Origin of the sequence: Thiorhodovibrio litoralis, from assembly GCF_033954455.1 — a bacterium.
Taxonomy (GTDB): Bacteria; Pseudomonadota; Gammaproteobacteria; order Chromatiales; family Chromatiaceae; genus Thiorhodovibrio; species Thiorhodovibrio litoralis.
On record NZ_CP121473.1, the window covers coordinates 2,865,350 to 2,877,626 of the forward strand.

The window sequence follows — 12,277 nt, forward strand, 5'->3', positions numbered from 1 at the left end:
TCCAAACTAACGTGATCTCCAAACTGGCGACGCTGTTCAGGGCACCCAAAAGGCCCGGCACGGGCATGGCTGACGCGCCTCTGCCAGAGCGGCGGCGCAAGCGCTTTTCACTCTCTGGAACCATTGGCTTCGAGCGCCGCATCGCCACCGATCAGCAGCGCATCGCCGATCAGGTGCTGGCCGTGCTGCCACCGGATCAGTTCCGCGCGCTTTACTTGTGCGGGAGTTATGGTCGCGGGGAAGGGGTACGTTTGCGCGGCGCTGATGGCAAGGAGATTGCAGAGCGTTACCAGTATGCCGTGGTGCTCGGTCGTACCGACCCGGCACTGCGCGGGGCCGTGCAAGACACCTTGGGACAACTGGCCGCGACACTGTCGGCCGCCACCGGCGTGGCGATTCATTTTCGGCTGTTTCGCGAGGAACGGCTGCGGGATTTTCCGCTCTCCTATCCGCAGGCCGATCTGCGCTGGAGTGGTCGCCTGCTGCGCGGCCCCCCGGAGGTTGTCGCGCAAATGACAGAGAAGCCATTCGAGCATCTCGCGCCCGGCGAGATGCTGTGGCAGCATGTCCAGCATGGGCTGGGTCTGCTGCACAATCAGGAGCAGTTGCGCCAGGGCGCCAGCCTGGCAGAGGGCGAGCGGCTGGCATTCTTCCGCCACCTGATCCGCACCGTCCTGATTTGCGGCGATCTGCGCCTGGCCGTTGTCGGGCGCTATCATCCCGCGCATGCCGAGAAGCTTGCGCGACTTGAGGCGCTGGACCAGCGCCACCACCGCAAGTTCATGACGCTCTATGCGCTGGCGCACCAGGCCTATGCGGACATGGATGTCAGAGGCTTTGCCGATGGACATCCGCTTGACTGGCAGGCGCGGGTGTCCTGGCTGTGGTTGGATTCTCTGCGGCGCTTCGAGCAATGGCGGCGCGGTGGACGCGTGCTGCCGAGTTGGGAGTATTACTGTCGCTCGCGGCCCGCCAAGGGCCAGGGGTGGAACTCCCGCCTTGGCGAGCGTCTGACGAGCAACTTGGCCAGCTTCGGTGCTGCCAGCCTCAAAGCCCAGCCAGGGTGGTCGCTGCGTCACCCGCGCGAGCGCCTGATTGGCGCCATGCCCTTGTTGCTGAGCGGTCCGCAGACAGCGCCCGAGCCGGCGGTGGCCGCTGCGCTGTCACTGCCACCCGGCACCAGCTGGCCGCGCACGGTCGAGGCGTTTCTGCGTCTGTGCGAGAGTCACAGCGATTGACGCCAGTCCGGCGAAGGGCGATTCCCGCGTCATCATCGGCGAATCATCTTGCCGAATCCTCACCCAGAATCATCACTTGTCCGGGCTGAGTCGGTATAATCCCCGTTTTTGCGGTGCGAACGGCCACCTGGCCGTTACTTGCGCCTGATCTTCTCGCGCGTTTCAACCTTCCCGATTTCGGGCCAACACCATGAATTTTTGTTGCTCGTTCGTCGCCCCACCGGCTCGCGGTCTGGGCTCGAGGCTGGCTTTGGGCCTGGTCCTGCTGTTTGTGCTCGCTGGTGCCTGGGCCGATACCCTGCCCGACTTCACCGGACTGGTCGAGCGCAACGGTCCGGCAGTGGTCAACATCAGCAGCTCGCAGACGACACCAGGCGAGATCCCCGGGCTCGGCGGCGAGGGCGACCTGCCGCCCGAGGACAGCCCGCTGTATGACTTTTTCCGCCGCTTCTTCGGCGACGAGGGTGAGTTTCCCGATTTCGGCGAGGAAGGGCGCTCGCTGGGCTCGGGCTTCCTGATTTCAGCCGATGGCTATGTGGTCACCAATGCCCATGTGGTCGAGCTGGCCGAAGAGATCATCGTGCGCACCAGCGACCGACGGGAGTTCGTCGCCAGCGTGGTCGGGGCCGACGAGCGCAGCGATATCGCGCTGCTGAAGCTGGACGCCAAGGATCTGCCACGGGTGGAAATTGGCAGCGCGACCGACCTCAAGGTCGGTGAATGGGTGCTGGCCATCGGCTCGCCTTTTGGGTTTGAGCATTCGGCAACCGCCGGCATCGTCAGCGCCAAGGGGCGCAGCCTGCCGAGCGAGAACTATGTGCCTTTCATCCAGACCGATGTCGCCATCAACCCGGGCAACTCCGGCGGGCCTTTGTTCGATCTCGATGGGCGGGTGATCGGCGTCAATTCCCAGATCTATAGCCGCACCGGCGGCTTCATGGGGCTGTCGTTCGCCATTCCCATCGAGGTGGTCATGGACGTGGTCGAGCAGCTACGCACCCAGGGTCGGGTCACGCGCGGTTGGCTCGGGGTGCTGATTCAAGACGTCACCCGCGAGCTGGCTGAAACCTTCGGACTGCAGCGACCGCGGGGCGCCTTGGTGGCCCAGGTGATTCCCGGCAGCCCAGCGGCAAATGGCGGCCTGCGCGCGGGCGATGTGATTCTGAGCTTTGACGGCCGGGAGGTGGCCACTTCCGGTGACCTGCCACCACTGGTGGGCATGGCCAAGGTGGGGGATCAGGCGCAGATTGAGCTGTTGCGCGGCGGCGAGCGGCAGGAGCTTGATGTTCTGCTCGCGGCGCTGCCCGAGGACGGCCAGACAAGCATGGCTGGACCGGTTCCGGAAGCGTCCAACGCCAATGCGATCGGCCTGGTGCTTGAGAATCTGAGCGCAGAGCAGCGCGAACGCTTCGAACTGGCCGAGGGCGGGGTGCTGATCGAGGACATCGAGCCAGGCCCGGCTCAAAGCGCCGGTCTACGCCCTGGGGATGTGATTCTGGCCTTCGATGGCGTCGACGTGCGCGACCTGGCGCATTTTCGCGAGCTGCTCGCAGCAGCCGAGCCGCAGCGGCCTGTGGCGGTGCTGATACAACGCGGTGCCGGGCGCATGTTCTATCCCTTGCGCATTCCTCCTTTGGACGCGCCCGCATCGAGCATGCCCGAGGAGAACGCCAGCGCCGCGCCCGCCCCAGCCAATGGCGGTCACTCCGAGTAGCGCTGACAGGACCCGCAACGAGCACGAAATTTTTATGGCAGAACTCAAGGCAATCCGCAATTTCTCGATTATTGCCCATATCGATCATGGCAAGTCGACCATTGCCGACCGTTTCATTCAGCACTGCGGTTCCCTGACCGATCGCGAGATGTCAGCGCAGGTGCTCGACTCGATGGACCTCGAGCGTGAGCGCGGCATCACCATCAAGGCGCAGAGCGTCACGCTCGACTATCCGGCGCGCGACGGTCAGGTGTATGAGCTAAATTTCATCGACACCCCGGGCCATGTGGACTTCTCCTACGAGGTGTCGCGCTCGCTCGCTGCCTGCGAGGGCGCGCTGCTGGTGGTCGATGCTGCCCAGGGGGTCGAGGCTCAGAGCGTCGCCAATTGCTATACCGCGATCGACCTCGGGCTTGAAGTGCTGCCGGTGCTGAACAAAATCGACCTGCCCTCGGCCGAGCCCGAGCGGGTAATCAAGGAGATCGAAGAAATCATCGGGCTCGATGCCGAGGATGCGCTGCGGGTCAGCGCCAAGACCGGCCTAGGTATCCCGGAGCTGCTTGAGATGCTGGTCGCCAAGGTTCCGCCGCCTCAAGGTGACCGCTCCGCGCCACTGCAGGCATTAATCATCGACTCCTGGTTTGACCCTTACGTTGGCGTGGTCTCTCTCATCCGCGTCGTCAATGGCGTCATTACAAAGCGCCAGAAGATTCAGGTCATGAGCACCGGGCGCGTCCATCAGGCCGACAATCTTGGGGTCTTCACGCCCAAGAAGCTTGAGCGCGAGCGGCTGGAGGCGGGTGAGGTTGGCTTTCTGATCGCCGGCATCAAAGAAATCGACGGCGCACCCGTCGGGGATACCATTACCTCCCCCGAGCGGCCCGCATCGGAGCGGGTGCCGGGTTTTCGCGAGATTCGCCCACGCGTGTTCGCCGGGCTTTACCCGGTCATGTCCGACAACTACGAAGACCTGCGCGATGCGTTGAGCAAACTTCGGCTGAACGACTCGGCGCTTTTCTATGAGCCGGAAACCTCCCAGGCGCTGGGCTTTGGCTTCCGCTGCGGCTTTCTCGGCATGCTGCATATGGAGATTCTGCAGGAACGCCTGGAGCGCGAATACGATCTGGATCTGATCACCACGGCGCCGACGGTGGTCTATGAGGTTGAGCTCAACGACGGCGAGGTGATCAAGGTCGACAACCCGGCGAATCTGCCCGAAACCGGCAAGATTCGCGAGATTCGCGAGCCCATCATTGAGGCGCACATCCTGGTGCCCCAGGATCTGCTTGGCGGCGTGATTAGCCTGTGCATCGAAAAGCGCGGGGTGCAGAAGCAGATTCAATTCCTCGGCGGTCAGGTGCAGGCCACCTTCGAGCTGCCTCTCAATGAGGTGGTGCTGGACTTCTTCGACCGCCTCAAGTCCGTCAGTCGCGGCTATGCGTCCTTCGAGTACGAGTGGAAACGTTTCCAGGCCTCGAATCTGGTCAAGCTTGAGGTGCTGATCAACAGCGAAAAGGTCGATGCGCTGTCGCTGATTGTCCATCGCGACCACGCCCAGCAGCGCGGGCGGGACCTGACCGAGCGCATGAAAGACGTCATTCCCAGGCAGATGTTCGAGGTGGCCATCCAGGCCGCCATTGGCAGCAAGATCATCGCCCGTAGCACTGTCAAAGCACTGCGCAAGAATGTCACGGCCAAATGCTACGGCGGCGATGCGACGCGCAAGCGCAAGCTGCTCGAGAAGCAAAAAGCTGGCAAACGGCGCATGAAGATGGTCGGGCGGGTGGAAATTCCGCAGGACGCCTTTCTTGCGGTGTTGAAAACGAGCAAGGATAATTAACCCTTTTTGTTGCCGGCTCGCGCTGGACAGGACCATTACGTATGAATTTCGACTTTCCGACCTTTCTGGTTGCTGCAACGGCCGTCACTGGCGGTATCTGGCTGCTCGATGCTCTGTTGTGGGCGCCGAAACGTCGCCGTTTGGCGGTGTCCGGAGATGCCGGGCAGAGCACGAATGCCGGGACGGATGCGGGGCAGGGGGCCGGCATGGGTGGCGCGCCTGCGGACGCAACCCGACGACAGGCCAAAGAGCCGGTCCTGGTCGAGTACGCCAAGTCCTTTTTCCCAGTCATCCTCGCCGTGCTGGTGCTGCGTTCCTTCGTGGTCGAGCCTTTTCGCATCCCGTCCGGCTCCATGATGCCGACGCTGCTGGTGGGTGACTTCATCCTGGTCAACAAGTTCTCCTACGGGCTGCGCTGGCCGGTGCTCAATTCCAAGTTCCTCGAGCTTGGCGAGCCGCAACGCGGCGATGTGGTTGTTTTTCGCTTTCCGCAGGATGAATCCGTTGATTACATTAAACGGGTGATCGGCGTGCCTGGCGATGTGGTCTACTACAGCGACAAGCATGTCATCATCAACGGCGAGCGCGTCGAGACCATGCCGCTTGGCACCTACCAGGGCGTCGGCTCCGGCAAGCGTCTAACAGGGGAGAGCCTGGCGCTCGAGAATCTTGACGGCGTGAAGCACGATATACTTTTCAATCCGCTGGTACCCGACCTGCCACCCGGCTGCCGCATTCTCGCGCAAGGCCCGGTGCAGATACCGGAGGGCTACTATTTCGTGATGGGCGACAATCGCGACAACAGCAACGACAGCCGCTGCTGGGGCCTGGTGCCCGAAGCTAACTTGGTCGGCAAGGCCTTTGCGATCTGGATGAGCTGGGACGGGAAACGCAGTGGCTTGCCAATCGCGTTCGGGCGCATTGGCGACGTGATTCACTAGCGGATTGTCGAACGGGTTATTTAGCCACCTAAGGAATCCTTGTCTGCCGGAAACGCTAAATGAACCAGCGTTTCCCGAACGCTCTTGGTTAGCGAGCAGTCGGCTCAGGGCTGGCGGTTCTCGTCATGCCGTTATCTGGTTTTGGCAGTGGTGGATCTGGCACTCTGGTCAAAGTGGAGTTTCTCATATGCGCAACTTAAGAATTCATCAGCGGGGATTGACCTTTAGTACTGCGATGCTGATCGTCGCGCTTGCCTCATTTTTCTTGATGCTGCTTTTTAAGATGGGGCCGGCGTATTTTCAATTCTGGCAGGTACGCTCGGCCATGGATAAGGTGCTTGAGCGACCGGAACTTGGCCAGCAGGGTCCACGGGCCATCCTCTCTGCGATCGATAAGCAGCTCTACATCAATGAAGTGCGCACAGTCCCAAGTGACAGCTTTAGTGTGAAGACGGCGAAAGATGGGAAGGGTTGGGATATCTTCGTCGAGTATGTTGTGCAGCAGCACATCGGTGCGAACGTCGATGTCCTGATGAATTTCAACTACTCGGTTATATTGCCCAAGAAGCCGCAGTGACGCGTTCACTTGATTCCCTGTTCAGGAATCTGGGCGCCCCACCTTTTTCGCAGCCGGATCTCCTTGAACAGGCCCTGACGCACCGCAGCGCTGGCAGCCATAACAATGAGCGGCTCGAATTCCTCGGCGATGCGCTGCTTGGATTCGTGATTGCCGAGGTGCTTTGGCAGCGATTTCCGCAGGCCGATGAAGGCCGTCTGACCCGAGCGCGTGCCACTCTGGTGAAACAGGAATCCTTGGCTACTCAAGCTCGCTTGCTCGAGCTTGGAGAGTATCTGCGCATGGGTTCGGGAGAGATCCGCACCGGCGGACATGCGCGTGATTCCATTCTCTCCGACGCGTTCGAAGCGCTGCTTGGCGCTTACTATCTCGACCGTGGTTTTGAGCCTGCCAAAGCGCTTATTCTGCGGTTGTTTGAGGCCGGACTTGAGCAGGCGGGGCGCACTGCCCCAGTCAAGGATCCCAAAACCCGGTTGCAGGAATCGCTTCAAGCGGCCCAACGCGACTTGCCGATTTATGAGGTGATTGATGTCAGCGGCAAACCCCATGAGCGCCAGTTTGTTGTGCGTTGTTTACTGCCTGACACCGCAGAGGAGGCGCAAGGCAGGGGAAAAAGCCGCCGGAATGCCGAGCAGCATGCTGCCGAGACCATGCTGGCGCGGCTTGCATCCCAGACCACAGCAGCCCAGAACAGCTCTTCTGGGGTTCAGCCCGCGCGCACTGTTTGAGCGCGTCGCGCCGATTACCTTTGGCCAGTTCCGCCATGACTGAGCATTCCAACCGCTGCGGCGCCATCGCGCTGATTGGCCGGCCCAATGTCGGCAAATCCACTCTGCTCAATCGCCTGCTTGGGCAGAAGCTGTCCATCACCTCGCACAAAGCACAGACGACCCGGGACGCCATTGTCGGCATCAAGACCATCCCTGGGGGGCAGTTTGTTTTTGTCGACACGCCCGGCATCCACGACCGCGGCGATCACGCGCTCAATCGCAAGCTCAATCGCGCCGCGCGCGCAGCCATCGCCGATGTCGATGTCGCCGTGTTGGTGGTCGAGGCGGTCAAATTCGGTCCTGAAGACGCGCTGGCCCTGCGTGCTTTGACCAACACCCATGCGCCTGTTATCGCGGCGATCAACAAAATCGACCGCCTCGATTCCAAGGAGAAACTCCTGCCCTTTTTGCCAAGGCTCGCCGAGCGCCATCCCTTCGCTGGCCTGGTGCCGCTGTCCGCACGCACTGGCGACGGCGTCGAGCGACTCGAGCAAGAACTGCTGGCCCGTCTCCCGGTCGGTGAAAACTGGTTTCCGGAAGACCAACTCACCGACTGTTCATCGCGCTTTTTGGCCGCCGAGCTGATCCGCGAGCAACTTGTGCGCCGCTATGGCGACGAATTGCCGTATCAGACTGCGGTGACCATCGAGGGCTTCCGCGAGGAACCCGACCGCTATCGCATTAACGGGCTGATTTGGGTGGAGCGCGAGTCGCAGAAGGGCATTATCATCGGCCGCGGCGGCGAGGCATTGAAAGCAACCGCCACGGCGGCCCGCGAAGCCATGCAGCGGCTGTTCGAGATTCCTGTTCATCTGGAACTTTGGGTCAAGATCAGAAAGGGCTGGACGCGCGATGAGGCTGCCATGGATGCTCTGACCTCCGCCGATGCGCGCCTTTAGGGCGTGCCTTTTGCTAAATGCAAGCGCGACTGCAACGCGGCTTTGTCCTGCATCGCCGCCCCTATGCCAACACCAGCCTGCTAGTCGAGTTTTTCACCGCCGAGGAGGGGCGCTTGGCGATGGTGGCCAAGGGCGCCAAGCGCGGGCGCTCGCCACAGGCCGCGCTGCTGCAGCCTTTTCAACCGCTGTGGCTCGGCTGGAGCGGACGCGGTGAGGTCAAGACGTTGACCCGCGCGGAGGCCGCCGGCAGAGCGATCAACCTGATCGGCGCTAGACTGTATTGCGGCTTTTACGTCAACGAGCTTTTGATGCGGCTGTCGCCGCGCCAAGAAGCGCCAGAGGCGCTGTTTGCGGCTTATCAGCTGGTTCTCGATGCCTTGACTGAACCGGAACCGCCCGATCTGGGTCTGCGTCAGTTCGAGCTCAGGCTGCTGGCCGCCATGGGCTATGAACTGGTCATCGATCGCTTAGCCGATGAGGGGGTTGCGGTTCGCAATGACGAGCATTATGTCCTGATTCCCGAGCAGGGCCTGCGCCGCGCGCTCGCACCCGGACCCGAGTCCGTGCGAGGTGAAACCTTGAGCCGTCTGGCCGCCGGCGAACCGCTGGATGCCGTCCACCGGCGCGAAGCCAAGGCACTGTTAAGACGGGCGCTCGCGCCGCATCTTGGCGATAGGCCGCTACGCAGCCGCGAGCTATTTCGCCCGCGACCCGGCGCGGGAACGGGGCAGGGCGCAGATCAGCAAGACCAGTCTCATGGGTGAAGAACCCAACCCAGTCGCATCGGCAGAGAATCCAGTTTCATCGGCAAAGAATCCAGTTGCATCGGTAAAGAATTCAATGGAAAGCCAAATCATGCACGAGCAGGCCAGGCAACCGATCCTGCTAGGCGTTAACATTGACCATGTTGCCACGCTACGTCAGGCGCGCGGCACCCGCTACCCCGAGCCCGCGCAAGCGGCACTGCTTGCCGAGCAAGCCGGTGCCGACGCCATCACCCTGCATTTGCGCGAGGACCGCCGTCACATCCAGGATCGCGATGTCGCCCTGCTGGCGGACATGCTGCAGACGCGCATGAACCTGGAAATGGCTGCCACCGATGAAATGGTGCGCATCGCCTGCACACACCGTCCCAGCGATTGCTGCCTGGTGCCGGAGCGGCGTGAGGAATTGACCACCGAAGGCGGTCTGGATGTCGCAGGCCAGCGCTCGCTAATGAAAACTGTCTGCGCCGAGCTTGCCGAGGCAGGCGTGCGAGTGTCCCTGTTTATCGATGCCGAGCCGAAGCAGATTGAGGCCGCCGCCGAAGTGGGCGCGCCCGTGATCGAGCTGCACACTGGACACTATGCCGACGCGATTAGGCATCAGGCGCGCGCTGAACAACTCCAGCGCATCGCCGCGGGCACGCGTCTTGGGCGGTCACTGGGTTTGCAGGTCAATGCTGGCCACGGGCTTGATTATCATAACGTCTCAGCCATTGCAGCCATCGCCGATATTCGCGAGCTCAACATCGGCCACTCCATCGTTGCGCGCGCACTCTTCACGGGATTTGAGCGCGCGGTGGCTGACATGAAAACCCTGATGCGAGACGCCCGCGCCGCCACGGGCGCAGACCCCAGCTGACACTTGGCCAGCCGAAACCGGGCCAGCTGACACCGGTATTGGCGCGCCAGGCGCCTTCACCGAGGGGCCATCAGGCCCCAGCAACAGTTCCGATCTCGCGCGCGAAGGCCTCGAGCTTTTGGGTGTCGGCGGTGAACAGCCGGATGCCCTCGGCGAGTTTTTCCGTCGCCATGGCCACTTCGTTGAGCCCCCAGCGGAAGGCTTTTTCGTCGAAGCTGACCCGTTCGATGTCCATTTCCCGCGCGGCGGCGGCATCCAGCTTGCGCTCGAGTGGGCCATCCTTGCCAGAGAGCTCATCAAGCAGAGCAGGGGAGATGGTCAGATAATCACAGCCGGCAAGGGCCAGGATTTCCTCGCGATTCCTGAAGCTCGCGCCCATCACCACGGTGTCATAGCCATGGCGCTTGTAGTAATTGAAAATGCGCTGCACTGAGAGCACACCAGGGTCCTGATCGGCTGGATAACTATCGACATGCTCAGCCGCCTTGTACCAGTCGAGAATGCGCCCGACGAAGGGCGAAATCAGTGTCACCCCGGCATCGGCGCAGGCGACCGCTTGCGGAAAGCTGAACAGCAGCGTCAGATTGCAATGAATGCCGCGACGCTCAAGCTCGGCCGCAGCCTGAATGCCTTCCCAGGTCGAGGCGATCTTAAACAGCACCCGCGAGGTCGGATCGACGCCGATCTCCTGATAGAGATTCACCAAGCGTTCAGCACGTGCAATCGTCCCTTGGGTATCGAATGACAGCCTGGCGTCGATTTCGGTCGAGACCCGCCCAGGGACGATCTTGAGGATTTCCTGGCCAAAGTTGACCGCCAGTTTGTCCATAATCCAGCCGGTCTGTTCGTCGGTATCGCCGCCCTTGCGCTGACCATAGGCCAGCGCATCCTCTAGCAGATGCCTGTAGTGTGAGATTTGCGCCGCCTTGAAGAGCAAGGACGGATTCGTCGTGGCATCCTGCGGCTTGTAAGCGGCGATGGATTCGAAATCGCCGGTGTCGGCGACGACCGTCGTCATGGTCTTGAGCTGGTCGAGCTGATTCATAATAAGCCTCCGGAAGTGATGAAAAGAACGAGATCGAACAACGGGCGCAAAGCAATGGACCTTCTACGAATAATGGGGCCTTTCGCCTGAGTTTGAACGACGGGAAAACGACTAAAGTTACAATTCCGCGAGACCCGCACCGACAGGCGGAAGGATTAGCCGCGAACCCCTCAGCCAGCAAATCGGCTTCGGTCCAGTCCTGGCGCGGCTTCGCGGCCTGTCGGCCCCGACATGGAATTGCGCATAATCTATATTATGTAAAGTCATGTATGGCAAGGTCAGCGCTGACCCATGCATCCGAACCAGCCTTCGTTCGGCTATTGAGCGCGTTGAGATGGCAGCCGCGTTTGTTTGGGACTGTCTCTGGCGAGCGGCCCCTCTTTCAGTCCCAGGGCTTTTCGCGCAGCGTTGCTCGGCTGTGATAACCTTCCGGCCAAGCCACAAGTAGAATGCAAGGAGCTTCCGAGAAATGTCTGAAGGCTGGTACGTCTATATCGCCGAATGCACGGACAATTCTTATTTCACCGGCATAACGCAAAACATCACCGATGTCCGGGAAAGCTCGGATTACATCCGCAATCGTTCGCTCAAGTCGGTGCCCTGGTGTCGCATGGTCGAAAGCAAGGCCACCGCGACGCTGCTGCAGACGCACATCCGCGGCCTGAATCGCCAGCTGAAGGAATACGTCGTCTACAACGAGCTCGAATGCGACCGGGTGCTCAAGCTGTCAAAGAAAATGACCCACTGATCCACCTGTTCGGTCTGGACGCGAAGCATTATCGGTGCTCAAAGAAGTACTCGCCCTCAAAGCTCATGATGGCGCCTGCCTCGGTGATCTCTTCGATCTTCAATCCCCCGGGAGTCACTTCCTGCTCCCCCAGCTTGTTGCCGTTAATATAGACAAAGCGGCTGTCGGGGCTTTCATTGTAAACATGCACCGAGATGCGATATGGCGGCAAACGCTGACGCAGCGACGCGGACGGCGCGTCTGGTGAAGGATGATCCGATGTTATTGGGGTGTCCGTCCGGGCTTCAGGACCGGAGACGCTTCCATCTGGCGCGGTGCTTGTATTTTCTATGCTTGCGGTCTCTGAGTGTCTTGGCAGTTCTCGCGGAACTGCTTGTGCCTTGTTCGGTCTTGCACCAGTCGTCGCTGAAGCACCGCCGCGTCGCTTTACCGACTCCTTGAATGCGTCAATCTCCGCTTTGAGCTCTCGCGGCACTCCTGCGTCTTGTGGTAAGTCGTCCTGGCTGAGCAAGGACTGATCGAACGCCGCACCGGGCGGTGATTGGGCCGAGGTTGAAAGGCGATCCCCAAGCACCGCACGACGGATTTCGTCGCCCCCCCGCGGCAACGGCCGCCCATCGGGAGCTGGGGCCGGAACAATCAACAGGTTTGGCTCTTCTGCGACCAAATCGCCTGAGTCCTCCGTCCTCTCGGACTCCGCTCCAGACTGGGCAATCGGGTTGGGCGCGCTGGAACCCTCGCCGGCACCTTCCACAGCTGCGGGCTCCAAGCTTGAGGCATTTTGATCGGATTGCGCGGTCTGGGGCTGTAAGCCTGGCACATTGGGTGAGCTTTGGGAGCTGACAGGCGCTGGCATTTCGGCCCCGGAGCGCAGGACGGCGT

Annotated in this window: 12 protein-coding genes; 10 read left to right on the forward strand and 2 right to left on the reverse strand. The window is 61.3% G+C overall.

The window, feature by feature from the left end; translation table 11 throughout:
• Positions 1–65 precede the first annotated feature (65 nt).
• The 9 genes from Thiosp_RS12735 to pdxJ all read left to right on the forward strand — a co-directional run bounded on the left by Thiosp_RS12735 (position 66) and on the right by pdxJ (position 9,602).
• Positions 66–1,238 (forward strand): hypothetical protein, encoded by a 1,173-nt coding sequence (locus Thiosp_RS12735; protein WP_201068598.1) that lies wholly within the window; start codon positions 66–68, stop codon positions 1,236–1,238.
• 190 nt (positions 1,239–1,428) lie between these two features.
• Positions 1,429–2,952 (forward strand): DegQ family serine endoprotease, encoded by a 1,524-nt coding sequence (locus Thiosp_RS12740; protein ID WP_201068597.1) that lies wholly within the window; start codon positions 1,429–1,431, stop codon positions 2,950–2,952.
• A 34-nt stretch (positions 2,953–2,986) separates the two neighbouring features.
• Positions 2,987–4,792, forward strand: a complete 1,806-nt coding sequence (lepA, locus tag Thiosp_RS12745) for a translation elongation factor 4 (protein WP_201068596.1) — start codon at positions 2,987–2,989, stop codon at positions 4,790–4,792.
• A gap of 41 nt (positions 4,793–4,833) precedes the next feature.
• A complete protein-coding gene (gene lepB, locus Thiosp_RS12750) occupies positions 4,834–5,733 on the forward strand; it encodes a signal peptidase I (protein ID WP_201068595.1) in 900 nt (299 codons plus the stop codon).
• Positions 5,734–5,920: 187 nt separating this feature from the next.
• Complete coding sequence (locus tag Thiosp_RS12755) at positions 5,921–6,310, forward strand: DUF4845 domain-containing protein (RefSeq protein WP_201068594.1); 390 nt, start codon at positions 5,921–5,923, stop codon at positions 6,308–6,310.
• Complete coding sequence (rnc, locus tag Thiosp_RS12760) at positions 6,307–7,038, forward strand: ribonuclease III (protein ID WP_323696451.1); 732 nt, start codon at positions 6,307–6,309, stop codon at positions 7,036–7,038. Before Thiosp_RS12755 ends, rnc begins: the two co-directional genes overlap by 4 nt.
• 35 nt (positions 7,039–7,073) lie before the next feature.
• Positions 7,074–7,979, forward strand: coding sequence for a GTPase Era (gene era, locus Thiosp_RS12765; protein ID WP_201068593.1), 906 nt, complete (start codon positions 7,074–7,076; stop codon positions 7,977–7,979).
• A gap of 17 nt (positions 7,980–7,996) precedes the next feature.
• Entirely contained in the window at positions 7,997–8,743 is a 747-nt protein-coding gene (gene recO / locus Thiosp_RS12770) for a DNA repair protein RecO (protein ID WP_201068592.1), read from the forward strand.
• Between the two features lie 91 nt (positions 8,744–8,834).
• Positions 8,835–9,602: a pyridoxine 5'-phosphate synthase gene (gene pdxJ / locus Thiosp_RS12775; RefSeq protein WP_201068591.1), complete on the forward strand. Its 768-nt coding sequence runs from the start codon at positions 8,835–8,837 to the stop codon at positions 9,600–9,602.
• A gap of 70 nt (positions 9,603–9,672) precedes the next feature.
• On the opposite strand, the gene tal is transcribed toward pdxJ, so the two are convergent.
• Positions 9,673–10,647: a transaldolase gene (tal, locus tag Thiosp_RS12780; protein ID WP_207188133.1), complete on the reverse strand. Its 975-nt coding sequence runs from the start codon at positions 10,645–10,647 to the stop codon at positions 9,673–9,675.
• A 469-nt stretch (positions 10,648–11,116) separates the two neighbouring features.
• Here tal and Thiosp_RS12785 point away from each other — a divergent pair, with 469 nt between their 5' ends.
• Entirely contained in the window at positions 11,117–11,395 is a 279-nt protein-coding gene (locus Thiosp_RS12785; RefSeq protein WP_201068590.1) for a GIY-YIG nuclease family protein, read from the forward strand.
• Positions 11,396–11,423: 28 nt separating this feature from the next.
• On the opposite strand, the gene Thiosp_RS12790 is transcribed toward Thiosp_RS12785, so the two are convergent.
• Positions 11,424–12,062, reverse strand: coding sequence for a general secretion pathway protein GspB (locus tag Thiosp_RS12790; protein ID WP_201068589.1), 639 nt, complete (start codon positions 12,060–12,062; stop codon positions 11,424–11,426).
• Between the last annotated feature and the right edge of the window lie 215 nt (positions 12,063–12,277).

Bases quoted from the DNA above. Each gene is read 5' to 3' on its own strand.
- Thiosp_RS12735 (WP_201068598.1), top strand. From the start codon at position 66: ATGGCTGACGCGCCTCTGCCAGAGCGGCGGCGCAAGCGCTTTTCACTC.
- Thiosp_RS12740 (WP_201068597.1), top strand. From the start codon at position 1,429: ATGAATTTTTGTTGCTCGTTCGTCGCCCCACCGGCTCGCGGTCTGGGC.
- lepA (WP_201068596.1), top strand. From the start codon at position 2,987: ATGGCAGAACTCAAGGCAATCCGCAATTTCTCGATTATTGCCCATATC.
- lepB (WP_201068595.1), top strand. From the start codon at position 4,834: ATGAATTTCGACTTTCCGACCTTTCTGGTTGCTGCAACGGCCGTCACT.
- Thiosp_RS12755 (WP_201068594.1), top strand. From the start codon at position 5,921: ATGCGCAACTTAAGAATTCATCAGCGGGGATTGACCTTTAGTACTGCG.
- era (WP_201068593.1), top strand. From the start codon at position 7,074: ATGACTGAGCATTCCAACCGCTGCGGCGCCATCGCGCTGATTGGCCGG.
- recO (WP_201068592.1), top strand. From the start codon at position 7,997: ATGCAAGCGCGACTGCAACGCGGCTTTGTCCTGCATCGCCGCCCCTAT.
- pdxJ (WP_201068591.1), top strand. From the start codon at position 8,835: ATGCACGAGCAGGCCAGGCAACCGATCCTGCTAGGCGTTAACATTGAC.
- tal (WP_207188133.1), bottom strand. From the start codon at position 10,647: ATGAATCAGCTCGACCAGCTCAAGACCATGACGACGGTCGTCGCCGAC.
- Thiosp_RS12785 (WP_201068590.1), top strand. From the start codon at position 11,117: ATGTCTGAAGGCTGGTACGTCTATATCGCCGAATGCACGGACAATTCT.